Source organism: Serratia sp. N21D137, assembly GCF_047530005.1.
Lineage (GTDB): Bacteria > Pseudomonadota > Gammaproteobacteria > Enterobacterales > Enterobacteriaceae > Chania > Chania fonticola_B.
In genome coordinates, this window is the sequence record NZ_JBLJAJ010000044.1 from 1 (window position 1) to 21,493 (window position 21,493).

Sequence of the window (21,493 nt, forward strand, 5' to 3'; positions counted from 1 at the left end):
CATGGCAGATCTCTCATCCCACGGCATAAGCAACTCCACTCAGAAGTACTCATACCTATGTTGTAAGTGTCTACCATGTCCCCGAACAAGTGTTCATGATGTCCCCGGTCTGTACAGGGAGAGGGTTAGGGTGAGGGGCCATTGCGGCGGTTAAAGCGTCTTCAGCATGGTGACTTCGCAGTCGCCGTGGCCAGTATTACCCATGGCATAGCCGATATGCTCAAAACCAAGATGCTCATACAGACCAATTGCCTGCTGCAACGTGGCGGTGGTTTCCAGATAACAACGGCTGAACCCCTGCTGGCGGGCAAACTCCAGCGCCTGCAGCGCCAGGCGTTTTGCCAAACCTTTGCCACGCAGTACCGGTAGGAAATACATTTTCTGTAATTCGCAGACGTCGGCTTCCCCGCCTTGCAGCGGCGCAACGCCACCCCCACCGGCAATCTGACCGTCTATCTCCACCACCCAGTAGGCACTGCGCGGTTGGCTATAGAGTTGGAACAAGGCGTCCAGATTGGGATCGGAAACGGTATAACCCTTATCCGCCGTCAGGCCATGCTCGGCGGAGACTTCGCGAATGACGTGAGCAATCGCGGCGTTGTCCTCGGCCGTGATTGGGCGTACCAGAAGACGCACTGGGGTAGCTGTTGTCATGTTTTTACTCACCATCAAAGGGAACCTGAAGGGCCCCGGAATTTCGTTGTTATTACGGAATGCACCGCATCAATAATACTTTGTAATAACACTTAAGCCTGGCCCTTGGCAATGCCGATAAAAAAACAGCGGGGAAAAATCACCCGCTGTTTTTGATCGGTAGCTCGCAGATTACAGCGCGGCGATAGTCGCCTGCTGTTCCTGTAGCTTCAGCTTGCCTTCTTTGCAGGCTGCCAGACGCTCACGCTCTTTGGCCACTACCGCTTCCGGTGCGCGAGCCACAAAGCCTTCGTTGGACAGCTTACCTTCAATAGACGCAATCTCACCATCCAGCTTGCCCATCTCTTTCGACAGGCGCGCGATTTCCGCATCCTTGTCGATAAAGCCAGCCATCGGGATCAGCAGTTCGGCACCGTCTACCAGCTTGGTGACCGAAACCGGGCCTTTCTCGCCTGCAGGCAGCAGGGTGATAGAGCTCAGGCGTGCCAGGCGTTCGATAAAGCTCTGGTTTTCCTGTACGCGGCGTTGGGCATCACCATTGGCGTTACGCAGCAGCACTTCCAGCTGTTTGCTTGGCGCGATGTTCATCTCGGCGCGGATGTTACGCACCGCGATGATCGCCTGCTTGATCCACTCCAGATCGTTCAATGCCTGCTGGTCTTCCAGCGCGGCGTCGAAGGCCGGGAACGGCTGCAGCATGATGGTGTCTGCGGTTTCACCGGTCAGAGGCTTGACGCGCTGCCAGATGGTTTCGGTGATAAATGGAATGATTGGGTGCGCCAGGCGCAGCAACGCTTCCAGCACGGTGATCAGCGTATTACGCGTGCCGCGCTGTTCCGCTTCGCTGCCGTTGATCACGACCGGTTTGGTCAATTCCAGATACCAGTCGCAGAACTGGTTCCAGGTGAATTCGTACAGGATGCCTGCCGCGATATCGAAGCGATAGGTGTCCAGCGCCTCACGGTAGGCTTTCACCGTGCGGTTGAATTCGGCCAGGATCCAGCGGTCGGCCAAGGAGAGCTGCATTTCGCCACCGTTGAAGCCGCAGTCGTGCGCTTCAGTGTTCATCAGCACAAAGCGGCTGGCGTTCCACAGCTTGTTACAGAAGTTGCGGTAGCCTTCCAGGCGCTTCATGTCCCAGTTGATGTCACGGCCAGTAGAGGCCAGTGCTGCCAGGGTGAAGCGCAGGGCGTCGGTGCCGTGCGGTTCGATGCCGTTCGGGAACTGCTTCTCGGTGCGCTTGCGGATTTTCTCTGCCAGCTGCGGCTGCATCATGTTGCCGGTACGTTTCTCCAGCAGGTCTTCCAGCGAGATACCGTCAACCATATCCAGCGGATCGATGACGTTACCCTTCGACTTGGACATCTTCTGCCCTTCGTCGTCGCGGATCAGGCCGGTCATGTACACGGTCTTGAACGGAACCTGCGGTTTGCCGTTTTCATCTTTGACGAAGTGCATGGTCAGCATGATCATGCGGGCAATCCAGAAGAAGATGATGTCGAAGCCGCTGACCAGCACGCTGGTCGGGTGGAAGGTCTTCAGATCCGGGGTCTGCTCTGGCCAACCCAGGGTCGAGAAGGTCCACAGGCCGGAGGAGAACCAGGTATCCAGCACGTCTTCGTCCTGGTTCAGTGCCACGTCGGCACCCAGGTTGTTTTCGCGGCGCACTTCTTCTTCGGTGCGGCCAACGTACACTTTGCCTTCGGCGTCGTACCAGGCCGGGATGCGGTGGCCCCACCACAGCTGACGGGAGATACACCAGTCCTGGATATCGCGCATCCAGCTGAAGTACATGTTTTCGTACTGCTTGGGCACGAACTGGATCTCACCTTGCTCAACCGCTTCCACCGCGACTTTCGCCAGCGGTGCGGTACGCACGTACCATTGGTCGGTCAGCATTGGCTCGATAACCACGCCGCCACGGTCGCCGTAAGGCACGGTCAGATCGTGAGGTTTGATCTCTTCCAGCAGGCCGAGTTCGTCAAAGGCGGCAACCACGGCTTTACGCGCAGCAAAGCGCTCCAGGCCACGGAACTGCTCTGGCAGCTCGCCGCTGTAGGCGGTGCTGGCTTCGCCCAGGGTATCGAACACCTCTGCCACTTCGAGGATGTCACCGTCGAAGCTCAGGATATTGATCATCGGCAGGCCGTGACGCTTACCCACCTCATAGTCGTTGAAGTCGTGCGCCGGGGTGATTTTCACGCAGCCGGTGCCTTTCTCCATATCGGCGTGCTCGTCACCCACGATGCGGATGCGGCGGCCCACCAATGGCAGAATGATCTCTTTGCCAATCAGATCCTTGTAGCGTGGATCTTCCGGGTTTACCGCTACGCCGGTATCACCCAGCACGGTTTCCGGACGGGTGGTGGCAACCACCAGGTAGTCTTTGCCTTCCGCCGTTTTTGCCCCATCGGCCAGCGGATAGCGCAGGTGCCACATGGAACCTTTGGACTCGCGGTTTTCCACTTCCAGATCGGAGATGGCGGTGCGCAGTTTTGGATCCCAGTTCACCAGGCGTTTGCCACGGTAGATCAGGTCTTCTTTGTACAGGCGGACAAACACTTCTTTCACCGCGTTGGACAGGCCTTCATCCATGGTGAAGCGCTCGCGCTCCCAATCCACGGAGTTGCCCAGACGGCGCATCTGGCGGGTGATGGTGCCGCCGGACTCGTCCTTCCACTGCCAGATTTTGTCGATAAACGCGTCGCGGCCATAATCATGGCGAGTTTTATTTTCTTCTGCGGCGATCTTGCGCTCAACCACCATCTGGGTCGCGATACCGGCATGGTCGGTACCGGCTTGCCACAGGGTATTTTTACCCTGCATGCGCTGGTAGCGGGTCATGGTGTCCATGATGGTCTGCTGGAACGCGTGGCCCATATGCAGGCTGCCGGTAACGTTCGGCGGCGGGATCATGATGCAGAAACTTTCCTGGCTGGTATCGCCATTCGGTTTGAAATAGCCCTGGCTTTCCCAGTGATCGTACAACTTCTGTTCGATCTGGGTTGGGTCATAGGCGGTATCGAGATCGGTGTTGGTCTTTTCCATTTTTATTTCAAGGTTCAGTTAGTTGGCGGCGTGGCCGTGGTCAAATGGAAGCCGACGCTGCGATAGGCTTTGTAACGTTCGCGCGCCAACTGTTTCAAGGTGTCTTCGTAAGGGACGAAGTCTACCACTTCATGGAAAGCAGTAGCAAAATCTGCAAACTGCGGCAGCAGGGCGATCAGCAGATCGCGCGGGGCATTGCCGCGTTTACCTGGCCAGCACAGCTCGACCGGGGCGCCAAAGTTTGGCCCTTCGCCTGCCAGGTTGTGCGGTACAAATTGGTGTGGCTCACGTTGCCACAGGGCTTCGTCCAGCCGCTGGGCCTGCTCCTGGCTTTCACAGGCGATCAGCACCCGCTTGCCAGCGCGCCATCTTTCGGCGGCAACGGCACAGGCCACAGCCTCGTGTGCACTGAGCGCACCAGCGGGTTCTGCGTGTTCAAGAAGGTAGAACGTTGCCTGTTTCATGATTCAATTCACCGTGGCCAAAAAATGTAAGGGCACAGCGTGCTGTGCCCTCGGTGATTATACCTGAATTACCGCGCGGATTTAATCGTCGCCGTTTAGACCAGCACGATTGAGCAGGAACTGCGCCAGCAGGGCTACCGGGCGGCCAGTGGCCCCTTTGGCCTTGCCGGAGCGCCAGGCGGTACCGGCGATGTCCAGGTGCGCCCAGCTGTACTTGCGGGTAAAGCGTGAAAGGAAGCACGCGGCGGTGATGGCACCACCTGGGCGGCCGCCGATGTTGGCCATATCCGCAAAGTTGGAATCCAACTGCTCGTAATACTCGTCGGCCATCGGCAAGCGCCACGCACGGTCACCCGATTGCTCGGAAGCGCCGATCAGCTCGTGAGCCAGCGGGTTGTGGTTCGACATCAGGCCGGTGATGTGGTGGCCCAGTGCGATCACGCAGGCACCGGTCAGTGTGGCGATATCAATCACCAGCTCTGGCTCGAAACGTTCCACGTAGGTGAGGGTATCGCACAGCACCAGGCGGCCTTCGGCGTCGGTGTTCAGCACTTCTACCGTCTGGCCCGACATGGTGGTCAGCACATCGCCTGGGCGATAGGCACGTCCGCCGGGCATGTTTTCACAGCCAGCCAGCACGCCGATCACGTTCAGCGGCAGGTTCAGTTCTGCCACCACACGCATGACGCCGTATACGGTAGCCGCACCGCACATGTCGTATTTCATCTCGTCCATGCCGTCGGCCGGTTTGATCGAGATGCCGCCGGAATCGAAGGTCAACCCTTTGCCTACCAGCACGATCGGCTTAGCGTCCGGGTTAGGATTTCCCTTATATTCCATCACCGACATCAGCGATTCATTTTGCGAACCGGCACCGACCGCCAGATAGGCGTTCATCCCCAGCTCTTTCATCTGCTGTTCGCCGATGACGCGGGTGGTGATGTGGGTGCTGAAGGCATCGGCCAACTGACGTGCCTGTGAGGCCAGATAACCGGCGTTACAGATGTTTGGTGGCATATTGCCGAGATCTTTGGCGGCCTTGATGCCAGAAGCCACGGCCAGGCCGTGCTGGATGGCACGTTCACCGCTGGTCAGTTCGCGGCGGGTTGGCACGTTGAACACCATTTTACGCAGCGGGCGACGTGGCTCCACCTTGTTGCTCTTCAACTGATCGAAGGTGTAGAGCGTTTCTTTGGCAGTTTCTACCGCCTGGCGCACCTTCCAGTAAGTATTGCGGCCTTTGACGTGCAGTTCTGTCAGGAAGCAGACGGCCTCCATGGAACCGGTGTCGTTAAGGGTATTGATGGTTTTCTGGATCACCTGCTTGTACTGGCGTTCATCGAGCTCGCGCTCTTTGCCACAGCCAATCAGCAGGATGCGTTCGGAGAGAATGTTCGGCACATGGTGCAGCAGTAACGTCTGCCCGACTTTGCCTTCCAGTTCGCCCCGGCGCAGTAGTGCGCTGATATAACCATCACTGATTTTGTCGAGCTGTTCTGCGATAGGTGACAGGCGGCGTGGTTCGAAAACACCTACTACAATACAGGCGCTGCGCTGTTTTTCCGGGCTACCGCTTTTTACACTGAACTCCATGCACTCTCCTGAATCTTAAAGACAACGACGAAAGCTACGGCTAGAATGATCTGCTCCGCCAAGATCTTCCGTCATTGAGTTAACTAACTAGGTTAACCTGAACGGCGTAAACGTTCTGTTTTGGCTACTATAGGTCTGTTCCTATAGGAAGGCCAAACAGCTTGATGTTCTAATACTATTTTAGCTGTGAAGGTTGCCACATGATGAGAAAAAATGGCGGATTAGCGATGAAACTATCGATTTTCCTGCAAAAAGACAAGTTTTCACAGGCGTAATAAGCGTGATCATCATTAGATATCTGGTACGGGAAACGCTGAAGAGCCAAATTGCCATCCTGTTTATCCTGCTTCTGATCTTCTTTTGTCAGAACCTGGTCAGGGTGTTAGGTGATGCGGTAGACGGCAATATCCCGACAAATTTAGTCTTATCCCTGCTTGCATTGGGTGTGCCGAAGATGGCGCAGCTAATCTTGCCCTTAAGCCTGTTTCTTGGCCTCTTGATGACGCTTGGTCGGTTGTATACCGAAAGCGAAATCACCGTTATGCACGCCTGCGGTCTGGGGAAACGGACCCTGATCATTGCCGCTATGGTGTTGGCGATCTTTACCTCGGCGGTGGCTGCGGTAAACGTCTTCTGGGTCGGGCCATGGGCGGCCAGCCATCAGGACGAAGTGATTGCCGAAGCCAAAGCCAACCCCAGCATTGCCGGGCTGGCTGAAGGGCAGTTCCAGCCCTCACAGGATGGTAACGCTGTGCTGTTTGTCGGCAGCGTAAAGGGCAACACCTTCAACGACGTGTTCCTGGCGCAGCTGCGCCCGAACGGTAACCAACGCCCTTCGGTGGTGGTGGCCGAGCATGGAATGATCAATCAGGGCCGCGATGGCTCGCAGGTTGTCACGCTGGACAAAGGCACCCGGTTTGAAGGCACCGCGCTGCTGCGTGATTTCCGCATTACCGACTTCACCGACTATAAAGCGGTTATCGGCCATCAGTCGGTCACTATCGATAATACCCAGTCCGAGCAGATGTCGATGCGCACGTTGTGGGAATCGAATGAACCGGATGCGCGCGCCGAATTCCACTGGCGTCTGACGCTGGTGGTTTCCGTGGTGCTGATGGCGCTGCTGGTGGTGCCGCTTAGCGTGGTCAACCCGCGCCAAGGCCGAGTGCTGAGCATGTTGCCAGCGATGCTGCTGTATCTGATCTTCTTCCTGCTGCAGACCTCGCTGCGTTCCAATGCCGGTAAGGGCAAGCTGGATCCGTTGGTGTGGATGTGGCTGGTGAACCTGGCGTACTTCGCGATTGCTCTGGCACTTAACCTGTGGGATACCGTGCCGATGCGCAAACTGCGTGCACGCCTGAGAGGAGCGGCCTGATGTTTGGTGTACTGGACCGTTATATCGGTAAAACGATTTTCAACACCATCATGATGACGCTGTTCATGCTGGTTTCGCTTTCCGGCATCATCAAGTTTGTCGATCAGCTGCGTAAAGTCGGGCAGGGTGAATACTCGGCGCTGGGCGCGGGGGTCTATACCCTGCTCAGCGTGCCAAAGGATATTGAGATCTTCTTCCCGATGGCGGCGCTGCTAGGGGCATTGCTCGGTTTGGGCACCCTGGCTACGCGTAGCGAACTGGTGGTGATGCAAGCTTCTGGCTTCACTCGGCTGCAGATTGCTGGGTCGGTGATGAAAACCGCTATTCCGCTGGTCTTGCTGACGATGGCAATCGGCGAATGGGTGGCACCGCAGGGCGAACAGATGGCGCGTAACTACCGTGCGCAGCAAATGTACGGTGGCTCGCTGCTCTCTACCAAGAGCGGCCTGTGGGCGAAGGACGGCAACGACTTTATCTACATCGAACGGGTGGCAGGTGAAAAAGAGCTGGCTGGCGTCAACATTTACCACTTCAACGATCAGCGCCGGTTAGAGACGGTTCGCTATGCCGGTACCGCAGATTTTGAAGACGGCGCGTGGCAGCTTTCGCAGGTGGATACTTCCGATCTGACCAATCCGAATCAGGTCACCAGTACCCAGACGCTGACAGGGGTGTGGAAAACCAACCTGACCCCGGACAAGCTGGGCGTGGTGGCGTTGGATCCGGATTCGCTTTCCATCAGCGGCTTGCACAACTATGTGAAATACCTCAAGCAGAGTGGCCAGGAGGCCAGCCGTTACCAGCTGAATATGTGGAGCAAGATCTTCTCGCCGCTGTCGGTGGCGGTGATGATGCTGATGGCGCTGTCGTTTATCTTTGGCCCACTGCGTAGCGTGCCGATGGGCGTGCGAGTGGTGATCGGTATCAGCTTCGGCTTCCTGTTCTACGTGCTGGATCAGATCTTCGGCCCGCTGAGCATGGTGTACAGCATGCCGCCAATTCTGGGTGCCCTGCTGCCGAGCTTGCTGTTCCTGTTGATCAGCCTTGTTTTGCTGCTGAAGCGGAAATAGTCAGGCCCAATAGACTGGGCCTGTATGCAAATCAAAGCCGCGATGTGTTAGTCACCGCAGCAGAGGAAAGACGGGTGGGAGAGATCCTGCCCGTTTTTCGCTTAGAGTGCAGAGGCGCTAGAAGGGAAAAGTGCAAAGGCTTCGCGGCAATCGTAAGGCTCTTCGGATCCATTACGGTTATCCAGCACTTCAAACTCTGCGGCACCGTTGTCCGCGGCCTCCAACAGCAGATCCGCCAGGGATACCGGGCCAGGTCCCATCAGGATCTGGGCATAAGAAGGTGCGGCAGGGATTGTTGTCGAGGCTTTGCTAGCCAACTGTGGTGAGCTGTCAAACACGGTGTTATCGAGCACAATATTTCTTAATGGCAGATCCTGGCCATCAGAGCTGAAGCCCCGTAAGGTGACCCGAACGTTATCTCCGTTATAAATGGAGTCTGGCGTATCCACATAGTGGTAATTTTTGATGGTGACATCTTGAATATCGGGGTAGGCCTGGCCGGTTTTTTTGCTGTAATAGGTATCTATGGTCAGCGCTTCCTGAGCGCGGCGGATACAAATGCCATCATAGTTGATGTTCCTCACTTCTCCTCCAACGCTCATATCGGTTTTGATACGCACGCCGACGGCAAAGTCAGCATCATGGCCGTCAATGCTCATATCCCGAATCTCCACGTCTTTGACCGCGCAGTCGGTTTCACTGCCGATTGACATGCCATGGGTGAAGTAAAGGCGGTTATGCAGAATTTTGACGTTGCTGACGGTATAAATAGGCAACTGCCCTGCATACTTTTCGGCAATCGGTGGGACACAGGCATTGCTGCTATGGGCTTTGATGGCGATACCGTCATCACCGGTACTGATGTGGTTATAGGCAATCAGGACATTCTGCGATTGGCCAGGATCGATCGCGTCGGTGTTCTTGGTCGTATCCGGGGTAAAGCAGGTGCTTGCTCGGGTATAGTTAGGGGAACCCGATGTCGCAGGGGTTGTCCCTTTCGGGCAATCATAGCCTGGAACCGTATAGGCCAGTGAAGGCGTTAACACCTTCACGCCCCAGACGACCACTCCATTGACCCCACTGGGGACAAAGTGGAATTTGGGTGCATTCTGTAAGGTGATCTTATACAGCGTGAAGTTCTGGCTGGTCGGCTTGGCGGAATTCTTGTTGGTGACCTGAATTAGCCGCGGGTTGTTCTGATTGGCGCCGGAAACGGTTTTGGTTAATGCGCCCACATCCCACCAGGTCAGGATATCGGCATATTTTCCGCTGGTGAGCACTGCTCCCCCTCGTCCGTCGATAATACCTTCACCAATCACGCCGCTGTTTATCGCATCGGTGGCGGTAATCAATGCGTTACAGCCATTATCGGCACTGGCGGTTTCGCCGCAGTTATTCTTACCGGCAATCTGGTAATCCACCGGGCTACGTGAGGCAAACAGGGTGATCCCTTGATCTACCCAGAGCGTGACGCCACTTTTTAGTGTAAGTGGGCCGCTCAAGAACGCATTCTCTTCGTTACTGCCAGCGACCAGTTTAACGGCACCGGTGGTGCAGGCGTCGATCGCTGCTTGAATACGTTGGGTATCGGGTTGGGAATTATTCACGTCAGCATCAATGGCTTCATCCAGTAGCCCTTTGGCATTCTGGTTCAGTTCGGCTGAGAGTGTTTGACAGACTTCAGGCATTACCGGTTCTTTCCCGGCTAATTCTGGATCGTTAAGGGCTGAGGCAGGCCAGGCACCACTGCGGTCAGCGACAGGTTTCTCAGTTTCAGGGGGAACAACGGGTTTAACTGGCTCAACAGGAGAGGCGACACTACCATCCGAGTTATCACAACCCGTCAGGGCCAGCAGAAAAATCGCCATAGCTGATAATGACTTGATATTTCTTTGCATGATTTATCCCTAATAATGAAACACCGTTCCGAAATTAGATATTGTCTTGCAAAATACGTGACTGCAACTATTACATATCTGGATTATGCAGCGTCAAATCATTAGCCAGCATTACTTATTGATGGCGTCAATCAGCCCCCTACAGTGCAACGTTGCCGCTGCGCTGCAAGGGGCTGAGATCTTACATCTGCGAGAAGATATTCATGATGACGCCACCGCCGATGATCAGCGCCATGGCGAAGATGGCAGGGAGATCCGGTTTCTGCTTGTAGAGCAGCATGGAAACGAAGGTCACCCCGACGATGCCAAAGCCGCACCACAGCGAGTAGGCGACGCCCACCGGGATAAACCCCATCGCTTTGGTCAGGGCGAAATAGCACAGGCAGTAAGCGCTAATCACCAGCACCGAAGGCCCCAGCTTTTTAAAGTTGTTGGTTTTTTTGATCATCGAGGTCCCGGTGATTTCTGAACCAATCGACAGTGCCAGCCACAAGAAGCCAATGTTAAACATAGTTGATACCCTTATTCTTCGGAGGAGCCCATTTTGGAGAAGAGGTTCATGATCACGATGCCGCTGGCAATCACGATCATGCCGATAATGGCTGGCATATCAGGGTGCTGGCCGTAAAACACCATGCCCAGGCTAGAGACCAGTAAAATCCCGGTGCCTGACCAGGTGGCGTAAGCCAGGCCGACAGGAATGTATTTCACCGCGTTGGATAACGAGTAATAACAAACGCAGTACAACACTACGATCAAGCCGAGTAATAACGTCTTGGTGGTACCTTCGCTGTTATCAAACATTTTTAAGGTTGAGGTGGCCGAGGTCTCGGAGAAGATGACCAATAACATCCATACCCATGCTTTTGCCTTGGTAGACATAGAGTTCGCTCCTGATTAATAATTATTGATATAAAGTGAAATTTTGAAGCTTGGTTATTTTTTCCCTCGGCTATATTCCAATGCCAAATCGGTCAGCTTGGCTCCCGGTGGTGAACGACCATTGAGCCGCTTGAGTTCGCTAAGCGTTACGTAGGCTTGTGGCGGCGCTGCCAAAGGCTCCGTGGCTGCGGGCTGGGCCGATAGCATCCGATCCAACGTACAGAGCTCAATGCCTTGTGCCGCCAGCTTTGGCAGATAATCTGCCTGAGGGGCGTTTTCCCCTGCGCGGCTCAGGCCTTTCAGCTGATTTAATTCGCTGTTCGGGTTGCAGTTATAATCCAGCGCCATAATTGGCCTGCCGCTCATTCGAGCCAGATGAATAAACCGGGCAGCATCAGACTGTAATAAACCATTGGCCACTTCTGCCGCCGTCGCGAAATCGAGAAAAGGAATTAATACCCGCTCAATATTATCCAACGCGCCGGTTTGACTGATTTCCGCCAGCGAAGTGATTGGCCCTAGTTGGCTCCAATCTGTTTCTGCGTGAAACTGCCGGGCATTATCGCTAAACAGGATCACCGGCGAGAACGCCTGGCAGTGCTGCAAGCGCGCGCGGATAATTTCGTGGTAACCATCCGCTGCGGTTAACAACACCAACGCCCGTGGCCGCATCCGTGAGAGCACTTCACTGACCAACTTATCGATGATTTCACGCTGCATCATATTTGCCGCCTTAGGGAACGATAACCACGTTGTCACCGGAAGCCAGCCCGGCGGCGTTGGCTTCATCGGTATCAATGTGCAGTTCCAGAGCAAAACTGGCTTTGATCCGCACGATGACTTCGTCAAAGATCAGCCCACGCACGCCTGCCGCTTTCACCCGCACCTTCTGCCCGTTCTGCACGCCCAACCTGGCGGCATCCTGCGGGTTCATATGGATATGGCGCTGGGCACAAATCACCTGTGAATGCAGCGAAACGTAGCCCGCCGGGCCAGCCAGCATGGCGTCACCAGAGGCGTTCAGATTGCCGGATTCGCGTACCGGAGCCTTCAGCCCCAGGGTAAAGCAGTCCGCCTTGGAGATTTCCAACTGAGTACATTCGCGCGCAGGCCCCAGCACCCGCACCTTGGAGAGCGAGCCTTTTGGGCCGACGATCATCACGCACTCTTTCGCGGCGAACTGCCCAGGCTGGCGTAGCTCTTTGCATGGCGTCAGCCGATAACCGGCACCAAACAGCGTTTCAATATCCTGCTGCGACAGATGGACATGCCGGTTAGAGACCCCAACCGGGATGGCGATGCCGGTGGGAGAAGCATAGTTCTCTGCCAGGTTATGGCGGATCCTTTCCAGTAACGACTCATTAAACATACTGTTATTCCTACCCGATCTCAGAAGCTGTACGGTTATTTAGACTCTTTCTTGCCGCCGGTGCGTGCGGGTTTGTTGTCGGCAACAGGGGCTTCGACTACCGGCGCTGCGGCCTCTGCCTGCGGGGCGGCCACTTCTGCTACTGGCGCAGGCGTTTCTTGCTGTACTTTGGCCGCTGGCGGCGTAAGCTCCTTGCCTTTCAGCCCGGTCAGCAGCGCGACAACCTGTTTTTCCGGGCGGGCAATCACCAACTGGCCTTTGATAAACGCCGGTTGTTTGATCACTGCCACACCGCTGTCGATGGCGGTTTTCACCGCGCTGATTTCCCCGGCAAAGAACACGCTAACCAGGCCGGAACCAATCTTCTTGTATCCCAGTACCGTTACCGCAGCGGATTTACAGGCCGCATCGGCCGCGTGGATCGCGGCGGTCAGGCCATAGGTTTCAATCACTCCCAGGCTTAAGTTCATCTCCATCTCCTTAGTGCCTTACCAGGCGGATATCAAAGTCAAAGCGCTGGAAAAAAGCCGCCAGTTGGTCCAGTTCTTCATTGCTGTAACTTGGGTCGTCTTTGACCGGATAGATCATGTCGAGCCGCTGGTATTTGTTTTTACCCAGTTGGTGATAAGGTAAAACGTCGATGCGGCTGATATTGCCTTTGCGTGCCAGGGCCATGACATAGTCAATGGCACCGGTGATGGCATCGTAAGAATCGTTATAGCCGCGTACCAAAGGCATGCGCACCACGATATGGCTGCCCAGTTCCACCAGGCGCTCCAGGTTTCTTTTTACGCCCTCGTTGCCGACGCCAAACAACGCTTTATGCCGTGCGCTATCGATATGCTTGATATCGAACAGGAACATGTCGGTGCAGGTCGCCAGCTTTTCATAATTGGCTAAAGTGGTGGTGCCATTGGTTTCGATGGCGGTGTTGATCATCTGTTTTTTGCATTCGGTCAGCAGCGCGGCTGCAAAGTCGGTTTGCAGGCTCAGCTCGCCACCGCCCAGGGTGACGCCACCGCCAGAGGCATGATAGAAATCGACGTCCTGCAGGATGATATCCATCAACTCCTGCACCGTGACGTCCTTGCCCATGATGTCCAGCGCGCCGGAGATGCAGACTTCTTCGCATTTGCGGCAACCGATGCAGTCTATGTTGCGATCGAGGTGGTGCTTGAGATCGCCTTGTGTGTTTTGGCGCTGGGAATGGATCCCCACCGGGCAGACATCAACACATTGCCCACAGTCAACGCACAAATCATGTGAATACATCACCTGGAAATTGCTGGTGAGCCCCTCGGGGTTGGCGCACCAGGCGCAGAGGATGTTACAACCTTTGAAAAAAATCAGGGTGCGAATACCGTCTCCGTCATAGATCGAGTATTTCTGGATATTGAATATCCGGCCCTTTTTCTCCAGCGTGTTATCCATACTATTTTCCCCTTTCTTCGAAGGCTGATGGGATAAGACGTCCCTGTCTTATCCAAGGCTAAGGTCAGAACTTCTCAATGACCGTACGGCTGATGATTTCGTCCTGAACTTCTTTGCATAGCTCGACGAAGTAGGCGCTGTAACCGGCCACGCGGACGATCAGGTCGCGATATTTCTCTGGCTCTACCTGTGCCTGTTTCAACACTTCATTATCCACGTAGCTGAACTGCATCTGGCCGTTGCCCAGAATGGACGCGGTACGCAGCAGGGTGATCAGCCCGTTCTTGCCTTCCGGGGTATCGAGCAGCCCTTTGAGGAACTTGAAGTTGTGCACCATGCCGATGTTCATGGTTTCCACGTTCATCTTGCTGACGGACTTGATGATGGCAGTTGGGCCCTGCTTGTCCGCGCCCTGCGTCGGGCTGATCCCGTCGGAGAGTGGCATCCAGGCCAAGCGGCCGTTTGGCGTTGCGGCGGTCAGTTCACCGATCGGCGTGTTGTTGGAAATCGACAGGGTGCCGTGGCTCAGCGTGGAGTAGAGCATCTTGTACTTGCGGCACTCGCGCTCGGTCCACTCGGTGATGTCCAGCGCGTACTGATCGACCGTGTCATCGTCATTGCCGTACTTCGGCGCATTCAGACAGTCGCGGCGCAGCTGTTCAAAGCCTTCAAAGTTGGCCAGCAGCGCGTCACGGATCTGCTCCAGGGTGTATTTGCCATCCTGATACACCAGCTTGCGGATCGCGGCCATGGAGTCGACATAGGTCGCCAGACCGGAGAAGATCAGCCCTGGGCCGTGGTTGATCACCGCGCCACCGGCGGCCACGTCTTTACCCTGTTCCATACAGCCTTCCACCAACAGCGACATCAGCGGTTTGGGCGCCACGTCGCGGTGCACACGCTGGCTGATGACGGTACCGATAGCCGACAGTTTGACGATGTGCGCGATCTGCGCCTTCACCGCATTGTCGAACTCTTCGTAGGTTTTCAGGGTACTCAGCTCACCGGTATCCAAGCCTTGATAGCTGTCGAACAGCACCATGCGGCCACGGTTGAGCACGAACTCGATGGCAATCGGCCATTGGGTATAGCCGGTGGAGGTCCACTGATAGATGCGGCCGGATTTTTGCGGCTCTACACAACCCATCAGGCAGTAGTCGCGCGCGTCTTCAAAGTCGAAGCCCTTGCGCAGCATCATCTTGATGTGCGAATCATCAAAGTGGCAGGCCGGGAAGCCCATACCCGCTTTCACCACGTCGACGATCTTCTCCATGTACTTCTGCGGTGACTGGTTATGGATACGACAGGCCAGTGACGGCTGGTACACTTTGACAAAGCGTACGGCGTCCATGATCAGGTAGGTCAAATCGTTACAGGCATCGCCGCCGCTGCGTTTCTGCCCGCCGATGGTCAGGTTGATAAACGGCTGGTAACCGGCGAAGTACTTGGCGCCCAGTTCGCTGGACATCCACATCAGTTCGGCACACTTGATGATGAAGGCCTGCAACAGTTCCAGCGCCTGTTCCTGCGTCAGACGGCCAGATTCGATATCGGCCTGATACATCGGGTAGCAATACTGATCCAGACGGCCCAGCGACAGCCCGGTCTGGTTCTCTTCCACTTCAAACAGCGACTCCACCGTCCAGATGCTTTGCAGCGCTTCTTGCAGGGTCTTCGGTGGGTTGGCAGGGACGTTCTCGTTGGTTTCTGCGATGGTCAGCAGTTCCGCACGGCGTGCCGGATCTTGCTCAACGGCTGCCAGTTCACGGGCCTTGTCGGCGATGCGCTTGGCGTAGGCCACCACGCCGTCACAGGTCTCAATGGCCGCTTTGTAGAAGTAGATCTTGTCGATATCTGCCGGGTTTTCCATGCTCAGCGCCGCGAGGTGCTGCTGGGCATCGGCCTTGATGCCGTTCATCCCTTTGGTGAACAGCAGGATGTCGTAGCCTGGGCAGGTGTCGCCGCCGCCGTTAATCTGGTGGTAGGAAAGATCGCTGACAAAGGTTTCGCCGCTGAAGGCCCAAACGCCCGCTTCGCGGTACTGTGCTTCACAGATCTCATCGAGCGAACGGCCTTCCCAGAATGGCACGATCTCTTCACGGATCGTCTTCTTGTCGGCCTCGGAGATAACGAACGGATCCTGCGGACGGGTGCCCATGGTATCCAGCTCGTCACGTACCCAGCGCCAGGCGATATCCGGTGAGAATGCCCCAGCACGTGGTTTGCCGCACGGATGGCCGACGATCAGCTCATCTTGCTGGATCAGGATCGGCGCGGTTTCACAGGCGGCACGGAAAGACTTGGCGCGCAGCAGAATGGTTGGCAGACCCGGGTTGTTTTTTGCCATCTCGGTAAAGGTGATGGCGCGATAGATAGAGACGCTAGGGCGAGCATCGAGGTAGTTGTCACGCAGGCGTTGCAGGCGCGGCGTCAGCCCTTCCATCAGTTTGTGCGTTGCCACGTCTTGCGCGGAGGCCGCCACGAACGGGGTCGATGGCGCAGTGTACTGCGGGCGAGCACCCGCCTGGCCAGCAAACAGTTTTACCTGCAGGTTGTTGTTGAGCGTCATCAGATTGCTGCGGGCTGCCAGCAACATAGCGGACAGATCGTTGATCACCAATGCCGGATCGTCGAGGCGCACGCCGTGCAGCATGGCGTCAAACATCGGGTAGCCATCCAGCTCACGTGGTGCGCGCACTTCGGAAAGCTCGCACAGCTTCAGCCATAGGCACTCGACGATTTCATAAGCCTGCTCCGGCGTCAGCACGCCACGGGTGACGTCTTGCTGATAGAAGCTGTACAGCAGCTTGTCGAAGCCGCCTGGATAAACCGCGTAGCTGCCGTTTTCCAGATGCAGCGCCAACTGGAAGAAGTAGAACGACTGGCAAGCCTCTTTAAAGCTGCTGGCCCCGTAAGCCGGTACTTTTTTCAGCATGGCAGCCGCTTCCTGCAGCTCCGCCTTGCGGTACGGATGGTTTTCTACCGCCGCCATGTTTTCGGCCTTGCTGGCCAGTTTCTGCGCCAGATGCATCGCCGCATTGCAGGCGTAGATCATGGCGCGGCATTGGTTGACCTCGTCCAGCCCGGAACGGCTGACGGCGCTGCCGATGCTTCTGGCACGGTCTTCCATTTCGGCCTCGATGGCGAACAGCCCTTTGGTGATCACCGCCAGATAGTCCGGTGAGGTCTGGCCAAAGGCGGTGAAGGCCGAAGGACTGCGCAGTTCGCTTTCGCTGTGGAACACGGCGGCGCGCGGGGTGGAGGATTGGCTGCCGATGATCAGCTCATCGGGGCCGATGTAGCCGGGCAGTTGCTTGACCAGCTCATTGAACAGCTTGGCATTCTTGACCAACTGCGGCATGCCGGCCACATCGCCACCCAGCGTTTCCAGAATGGCGGCACGTTCGGTGCTGATGGTGCTGTTTTGGGATAAGAGTCTTTCTGCCAGCAGTTTTACGCGTGGCGTCAGTGAATAATGGGCCATGTTCAAATCTCTCCTGATGTCCTGCGGCTTTCACACAAATTGGCAAAATCCGTTGACTGTAATGAGTGCGTTATTGAAGCTGTACCGGGCCGCCGCTGTAGGCGAGGCGGTACAGTTTCTCCAAATCTGCCGCGTTAACGTCGCGCGGGTTGGTTGGCGTGCAACTGTCGTGCAACGCCTGCGTGGCCAGTTCGCCAAGGCAAACCTGGAAGCGGTGTTCCTCCACCCCTGCGGCTTGCAGATTGGCCGGTAGCTGCATTTCCTGTTTCAGCGTTTCGATCGCCACCAGCAGGCTATTGACGCCATCGCGTACCGAGGTGCTTGGCAGCCCCAACAGGCGCGCCAGAGCGGCATATTTGTGCGCGGCCGGGGTGTCGCAGTTGCCGTCAACGTCGGCATTGAAGGCGACCACCGAGGTCATCAGCAGCGCATTGGCTCGGCCATGCGGTATACCAAACATGCCGCCGAGGGCGTGCGCCAGGCTGTGGGTAATGCCCAACGATGCGTTGGTGAATGCCATTCCAGCCATGCATGAAGCGTTATGCATTTTTTCCCGTGCAGGCAGATTGCTGCCCTGTTGGTAGCAGGTCAGCAGGTGGCCGAATACCATCTGCACCACTTTTTCGGCCATCGCATCGCTGAAGTCGCTGGCCTTGCGGGAGACATAGGCCTCCAGGGCGTGGCACAGCACATCCATCCCGGTATCGGCGGTAATACTGGCCGGCACCGACTTCACTAGCTGAGGATCGAGGATGGCGATGTCGGGCAGCATGAACTCGTCCACCAACACCAGCTTTTGGCTGCGGGACTTGATCACCGAGAAGCTGGTGACTTCGGAACCGGTGCCGCTGGTGGTGGGGATGGCGACAAAACAAGGCTTGCTACGGCCGCTGTCTTTACGGCAATGCCACAGCGCATACATCACCGCCTTGGCGGCATCGATGACCGAGCCGCCGCCCAAGGCAATCACCAGATCCGGGTAGTCGTCATCCATCAGCTTCATGCCGCTGACGATGGCGGAAATATCCGGGTCTGAGGCCACCTCGTCATACTGACGGCAGCGGATCTGTTGCTGTTGGAGCAGGCTGGTTACCCGCTCGGCCAAGCCAAACTTCACCATCGCCTGATCGGTGACCAAAAACGCCGAGCGTCCAGGCAAGCTGCTCAGCGCGAGCAGCGCATCCTCACCGAAATGGATTTTTGGCTTAATCAGAAACTCATTCATGCCTACTTCCTCTTACTCTTAACGCTCCCGGTGAACCTTCTCAACAATGGCAACGATCGACATGGCCTTGTAGCGGTCTTTACTCAGTGCGAAATACTCTTCCACCAACACCAGATCGTTTTCACCGGCACCGACGCTATCGACGGCAACGTAGGTGCGATCTTTGATGGCTTCCAGGTCGTCACCCAGCGCAGTGACCAGCAGCAGGTTACTGCCGCGTAGTTCGTCACTTTTCTGTGTGGCCACCACATGGCCGGTTACCTTTGCGAGGAGCATGTTTTCACCCTTGTTTGATGTGTTACCGGGACAGGCGTCCAAGCACTTCAGTAATGATCCGTTCGACGTTTTCTTCGGTGATGTCATTGGCTGCGGCGTTAACCACTGCGCGGGTGACCGCCCCGAAACGATCGTCGCCCTGGGCATACAGCGGTGCCGGTGCGGCCTGCGGGGTTACCGCCGCCGTTGGAGCTGCAAAGCGGTTATCGTCGAAGATGCTGGTGCTATGGTTGATTGGCGCGCTGCACGGCTGAGCTGCGGGTTGTGGTTGGCGCAGATCCTCGATGCTACGAACGCCATAGCCGACTTTACGTACGTTCAGCAGGTTCATCGGGCCGACGTTGTCCGAGCTGGAGCCGCCACCGACGGCACCGCAACCGAGCGTTAACGCAGGTATAAGATTCGTGGTTGCGCCAATGCCTCCAAGCGCGGCGGGCGTATTGATCAGGATGCGGTGCACCGGTTTTTGCAGCGCAAACTCGCGGATCACCTGCTGGTTCTGGGTGTGGATGACCAGCGTATGCCCCAGGCCTTCGTTGGTGAGCAACTCCACCACGCGGTCACAGGCGCTCATCCAGTCTTCTTCGATGTACAGCCCCAGCACCGGGCAGAGTTTTTCACGGGCGTAAGGGTTTTTACGCGAGACGCTGTTTTGCAATGAAATCAGCACCCTGGTGGTCGCAGGTACGCAGAACCCGGCGCGTTCACTGAGGTAGATGGCGGTTTTGCCCACCACTTCAGGATTAATCATGCCGTTCGGGCGTAACAGGATATTGGCCAGGCGGGCAGATTCATCGTCGTTCATGAAGTAGCAGCCCTGAGCCAGCAACTCGCGGTGTACATCCTGATAGATGCACTTTTCCACGATGATCGACTGCTCAGAGGCGCAGATCACGCCATTATCGAAGGTCTTGCTGGTGATGATGTCTTTCACCGCCTGCTGGATATTGGCGCTGCGTTCGATAAACGCCGGGCCGTTGCCTGGGCCACCGCTGATGGTTGGCGTGCCGGAGCTATAGGCCGCACGAACCATGCCTTCGCCGCCAGTAGCCAGGATCAGCGCGACGTCTTTGCTGTGCATCAGAGCTTTGGTGGCTTCCAGCGTCAGCTGGGTCAGGCCGTCAACGATACCTGCTGGGGCACCGGCCTGAAGCGCAGCCTGCTTGACGATTTCAATCGCCCGCTGGCTGCACTGGCGCGCATTAGGGTGCGGGGAGAAAATAATGGCGTTCCCGGCCTTCAGCGCGATCAGCGTTTTATAGAAAATAGTTGAGGTTGGGTTGGTGGACGGCACCAGGGCAGTAATAATCCCTAACGGGACGCCCACGTCCATCACTTTATTCTGCTGGTCGTCACGAATAATACCGACGGTTTTTAAATCCTTAATATGCTCAAAAACTTTTTCAGAGGCGAAAATGTTTTTTAACACCTTGTCTTGCCAATTGCCGAAGCCGGTTTCTTCATGGGCCATCTTCGCCAATTCTTCGGCATGCCTGGCCGCTTCGCTGGCAATATGTTTAATAATGCCGTCGATCTTTTCCTGTGAATATTTGGCAAACAGCAATTGTGCCTGTTTGGCATTTTTAATCAGCGTGCGAGCCTGCTGAATGGATTGTAAATCCGGATCTAATGTGGTCATTAGTCTATTCCCCTGAATAGGAGTTTAATTTTTTACTTGCTGCAATCGGGTAGAGTACTTATCTGCCACCGCCGGTGATCAGGCTGAATTACGCCTTATGCTGTGAGGCAATTTTCTCAATATCATTATGTGGGCGTGCAATAACCCGGGATGAAATCACTTCGCCAATTCGGCTGGCAGCTTCAATACCGGATTCCACCGCTGCGTTAACGGCACCCACGTCGCCTTTCACCATCACGGTGACCAGGCCGGAGCCGACGTTTTCATAGCCAATCAGTTCAATATTGGCGGCCTTACACATGGCATCGGCGGCTTCGATGGCGGGCACCAACCCTTTGGTTTCGATCAATCCGAGTGCATCTTTCATCAGTGAATTCCTTGTTATTCGGTGATTTTGTACTGCGAGATGATTTTCTGGATATCGTTATGCGGGCGGGCAATGACCAGTGAGGTAACCACTTCACCCACGCGTTTGGCCGATTCGATACCGGAATCCACCGCCGCCTTGACCGCGCCCACGTCGCCTTTCACCATCGCGGTAACCAGGCCGGAACCGACGTTCTCATAGCCGATCAGCTCCACGTTGGCCGCTTTGCACATCGCATCGGCGGCTTCAATACAGGCCACCAGCCCTTTGGTTTCAATCAATCCTAATGCGTCACCCATGATCCGTTCTCCTTGATGCGCTGTTTACGCTTTGTGCTTAATCACGATTTTGTTGATGTCGTTGTGTGGGCGGGCGATAACCAGTGAAGTCACTACTTCACCCACGCGTTGTGCGGATTCCACGCCGGAATCGACGGCGGCTTTTACCGCACCGACGTCACCTTTCACCATGGCGGTGACCAGGCCGGAACCGACGTTTTCATAGCCGATCAGTTCGACGTTGGCCGCCTTGCACATGGCATCCGCCGCTTCAATACAGGCCACCAACCCTTTGGTTTCGATTAAGCCTAATGCATCACCCATTGTTGTTTCCTCCACAAAGCCGGTTTATGAGTTGTCATCTGCTGTGCCGTTCGGCCATGAGGGGATCAAGGTTTCCGACGGCTAAGGGCACTATACCCCTCCGGTGGTTATTCAAA

The 21,493-nt window shown here is 56.0% G+C and carries 20 protein-coding genes; 2 read left to right on the forward strand and 18 right to left on the reverse strand.

The features are described from left to right. Positions 1-150 precede the first annotated feature (150 nt). From ACMV5H_RS23200 to pepA, 4 genes are all read right to left on the reverse strand, one after another. On the reverse strand, positions 151-654 hold the full coding sequence (locus ACMV5H_RS23200; RefSeq protein WP_115160417.1) for a GNAT family N-acetyltransferase: 504 nt from the start codon (positions 652-654) through the stop codon (positions 151-153). A gap of 171 nt (positions 655-825) precedes the next feature. Then, the gene (locus ACMV5H_RS23205) at positions 826-3,702 is read right to left on the reverse strand and encodes a valine--tRNA ligase (protein WP_059199580.1); all 2,877 of its coding nucleotides are present in this window, start codon (positions 3,700-3,702) and stop codon (positions 826-828) included. A gap of 14 nt (positions 3,703-3,716) precedes the next feature. Next, positions 3,717-4,166: a DNA polymerase III subunit chi gene (locus ACMV5H_RS23210; RefSeq protein ID WP_021179113.1), complete on the reverse strand. Its 450-nt coding sequence runs from the start codon at positions 4,164-4,166 to the stop codon at positions 3,717-3,719. Between the two features lie 81 nt (positions 4,167-4,247). Beyond that, positions 4,248-5,759: a leucyl aminopeptidase gene (gene pepA / locus ACMV5H_RS23215; RefSeq protein WP_021179114.1), complete on the reverse strand. Its 1,512-nt coding sequence runs from the start codon at positions 5,757-5,759 to the stop codon at positions 4,248-4,250. 280 nt (positions 5,760-6,039) lie between these two features. Here pepA and lptF point away from each other — a divergent pair, with 280 nt between their 5' ends. Further along, a complete protein-coding gene (lptF, locus tag ACMV5H_RS23220) occupies positions 6,040-7,134 on the forward strand; it encodes an LPS export ABC transporter permease LptF (RefSeq protein ID WP_021807814.1) in 1,095 nt (364 codons plus the stop codon). After that, on the forward strand, positions 7,134-8,204 hold the full coding sequence (lptG, locus tag ACMV5H_RS23225; protein WP_021807815.1) for an LPS export ABC transporter permease LptG: 1,071 nt from the start codon (positions 7,134-7,136) through the stop codon (positions 8,202-8,204). The genes lptF and lptG overlap by 1 nt, the downstream gene beginning before the upstream one ends. A gap of 101 nt (positions 8,205-8,305) precedes the next feature. On the opposite strand, the gene ACMV5H_RS23230 is transcribed toward lptG, so the two are convergent. The 14 genes from ACMV5H_RS23230 to ACMV5H_RS23295 form a co-directional block, all read right to left on the reverse strand. Next, positions 8,306-10,102: a glycoside hydrolase family 28 protein gene (locus ACMV5H_RS23230; RefSeq protein ID WP_414822573.1), complete on the reverse strand. Its 1,797-nt coding sequence runs from the start codon at positions 10,100-10,102 to the stop codon at positions 8,306-8,308. A 181-nt stretch (positions 10,103-10,283) separates the two neighbouring features. Further along, complete coding sequence (locus ACMV5H_RS23235; protein WP_021179117.1) at positions 10,284-10,613, reverse strand: DMT family transporter; 330 nt, start codon at positions 10,611-10,613, stop codon at positions 10,284-10,286. 11 nt (positions 10,614-10,624) lie between these two features. After that, on the reverse strand, positions 10,625-10,984 hold the full coding sequence (locus tag ACMV5H_RS23240) for a DMT family transporter (RefSeq protein WP_024529409.1): 360 nt from the start codon (positions 10,982-10,984) through the stop codon (positions 10,625-10,627). Positions 10,985-11,038: 54 nt separating this feature from the next. Further along, on the reverse strand, positions 11,039-11,707 hold the full coding sequence (locus tag ACMV5H_RS23245) for a hypothetical protein (protein ID WP_414822574.1): 669 nt from the start codon (positions 11,705-11,707) through the stop codon (positions 11,039-11,041). Between the two features lie 10 nt (positions 11,708-11,717). Next, positions 11,718-12,353 (reverse strand): phosphate propanoyltransferase, encoded by a 636-nt coding sequence (locus ACMV5H_RS23250; protein WP_059199584.1) that lies wholly within the window; start codon positions 12,351-12,353, stop codon positions 11,718-11,720. Positions 12,354-12,388: 35 nt separating this feature from the next. Then, a complete protein-coding gene (locus ACMV5H_RS23255) occupies positions 12,389-12,823 on the reverse strand; it encodes a BMC domain-containing protein (protein WP_115160406.1) in 435 nt (144 codons plus the stop codon). A 10-nt stretch (positions 12,824-12,833) separates the two neighbouring features. Then, positions 12,834-13,784, reverse strand: coding sequence for a choline TMA-lyase-activating enzyme (cutD, locus tag ACMV5H_RS23260; RefSeq protein WP_414822575.1), 951 nt, complete (start codon positions 13,782-13,784; stop codon positions 12,834-12,836). A gap of 64 nt (positions 13,785-13,848) precedes the next feature. Next, positions 13,849-17,268, reverse strand: a complete 3,420-nt coding sequence (cutC, locus tag ACMV5H_RS23265) for a choline trimethylamine-lyase (protein ID WP_414822576.1) — start codon at positions 17,266-17,268, stop codon at positions 13,849-13,851. Between the two features lie 70 nt (positions 17,269-17,338). Continuing rightward, entirely contained in the window at positions 17,339-18,493 is a 1,155-nt protein-coding gene (locus ACMV5H_RS23270; RefSeq protein ID WP_021807822.1) for a 1-propanol dehydrogenase PduQ, read from the reverse strand. A gap of 18 nt (positions 18,494-18,511) precedes the next feature. Continuing rightward, positions 18,512-18,769, reverse strand: coding sequence for a EutN/CcmL family microcompartment protein (locus ACMV5H_RS23275; protein WP_037376589.1), 258 nt, complete (start codon positions 18,767-18,769; stop codon positions 18,512-18,514). Positions 18,770-18,791: 22 nt separating this feature from the next. Then, the gene (locus ACMV5H_RS23280) at positions 18,792-20,408 is read right to left on the reverse strand and encodes an acetaldehyde dehydrogenase (acetylating) (RefSeq protein WP_414822577.1); all 1,617 of its coding nucleotides are present in this window, start codon (positions 20,406-20,408) and stop codon (positions 18,792-18,794) included. An 88-nt stretch (positions 20,409-20,496) separates the two neighbouring features. Next, a complete protein-coding gene (locus ACMV5H_RS23285; protein WP_021179127.1) occupies positions 20,497-20,775 on the reverse strand; it encodes a BMC domain-containing protein in 279 nt (92 codons plus the stop codon). Positions 20,776-20,789: 14 nt separating this feature from the next. Further along, a complete protein-coding gene (locus ACMV5H_RS23290; RefSeq protein WP_021807825.1) occupies positions 20,790-21,074 on the reverse strand; it encodes a BMC domain-containing protein in 285 nt (94 codons plus the stop codon). 24 nt (positions 21,075-21,098) lie between these two features. Then, positions 21,099-21,377, reverse strand: a complete 279-nt coding sequence (locus tag ACMV5H_RS23295) for a BMC domain-containing protein (RefSeq protein WP_004249182.1) — start codon at positions 21,375-21,377, stop codon at positions 21,099-21,101. Positions 21,378-21,493: the final 116 nt, after the last annotated feature.

Excerpts from the sequence above, each read along its gene's own strand:
- ACMV5H_RS23200 (WP_115160417.1), bottom strand. The coding sequence starts at position 654 with ATGACAACAGCTACCCCAGTGCGTCTTCTGGTACGCCCAATCACGGCC.
- ACMV5H_RS23205 (WP_059199580.1), bottom strand. The coding sequence starts at position 3,702 with ATGGAAAAGACCAACACCGATCTCGATACCGCCTATGACCCAACCCAG.
- ACMV5H_RS23210 (WP_021179113.1), bottom strand. The coding sequence starts at position 4,166 with ATGAAACAGGCAACGTTCTACCTTCTTGAACACGCAGAACCCGCTGGT.
- pepA (WP_021179114.1), bottom strand. The coding sequence starts at position 5,759 with ATGGAGTTCAGTGTAAAAAGCGGTAGCCCGGAAAAACAGCGCAGCGCC.
- lptG (WP_021807815.1), top strand. The coding sequence starts at position 7,134 with ATGTTTGGTGTACTGGACCGTTATATCGGTAAAACGATTTTCAACACC.
- ACMV5H_RS23230 (WP_414822573.1), bottom strand. The coding sequence starts at position 10,102 with ATGCAAAGAAATATCAAGTCATTATCAGCTATGGCGATTTTTCTGCTG.
- ACMV5H_RS23235 (WP_021179117.1), bottom strand. The coding sequence starts at position 10,613 with ATGTTTAACATTGGCTTCTTGTGGCTGGCACTGTCGATTGGTTCAGAA.
- ACMV5H_RS23240 (WP_024529409.1), bottom strand. The coding sequence starts at position 10,984 with ATGTCTACCAAGGCAAAAGCATGGGTATGGATGTTATTGGTCATCTTC.
- ACMV5H_RS23245 (WP_414822574.1), bottom strand. The coding sequence starts at position 11,707 with ATGATGCAGCGTGAAATCATCGATAAGTTGGTCAGTGAAGTGCTCTCA.
- ACMV5H_RS23250 (WP_059199584.1), bottom strand. The coding sequence starts at position 12,353 with ATGTTTAATGAGTCGTTACTGGAAAGGATCCGCCATAACCTGGCAGAG.
- ACMV5H_RS23255 (WP_115160406.1), bottom strand. The coding sequence starts at position 12,823 with ATGAACTTAAGCCTGGGAGTGATTGAAACCTATGGCCTGACCGCCGCG.
- cutD (WP_414822575.1), bottom strand. The coding sequence starts at position 13,784 with ATGGATAACACGCTGGAGAAAAAGGGCCGGATATTCAATATCCAGAAA.
- cutC (WP_414822576.1), bottom strand. The coding sequence starts at position 17,268 with ATGGCCCATTATTCACTGACGCCACGCGTAAAACTGCTGGCAGAAAGA.
- ACMV5H_RS23270 (WP_021807822.1), bottom strand. The coding sequence starts at position 18,493 with ATGAATGAGTTTCTGATTAAGCCAAAAATCCATTTCGGTGAGGATGCG.
- ACMV5H_RS23275 (WP_037376589.1), bottom strand. The coding sequence starts at position 18,769 with ATGCTCCTCGCAAAGGTAACCGGCCATGTGGTGGCCACACAGAAAAGT.
- ACMV5H_RS23280 (WP_414822577.1), bottom strand. The coding sequence starts at position 20,408 with ATGACCACATTAGATCCGGATTTACAATCCATTCAGCAGGCTCGCACG.
- ACMV5H_RS23285 (WP_021179127.1), bottom strand. The coding sequence starts at position 20,775 with ATGAAAGATGCACTCGGATTGATCGAAACCAAAGGGTTGGTGCCCGCC.
- ACMV5H_RS23290 (WP_021807825.1), bottom strand. The coding sequence starts at position 21,074 with ATGGGTGACGCATTAGGATTGATTGAAACCAAAGGGCTGGTGGCCTGT.
- ACMV5H_RS23295 (WP_004249182.1), bottom strand. The coding sequence starts at position 21,377 with ATGGGTGATGCATTAGGCTTAATCGAAACCAAAGGGTTGGTGGCCTGT.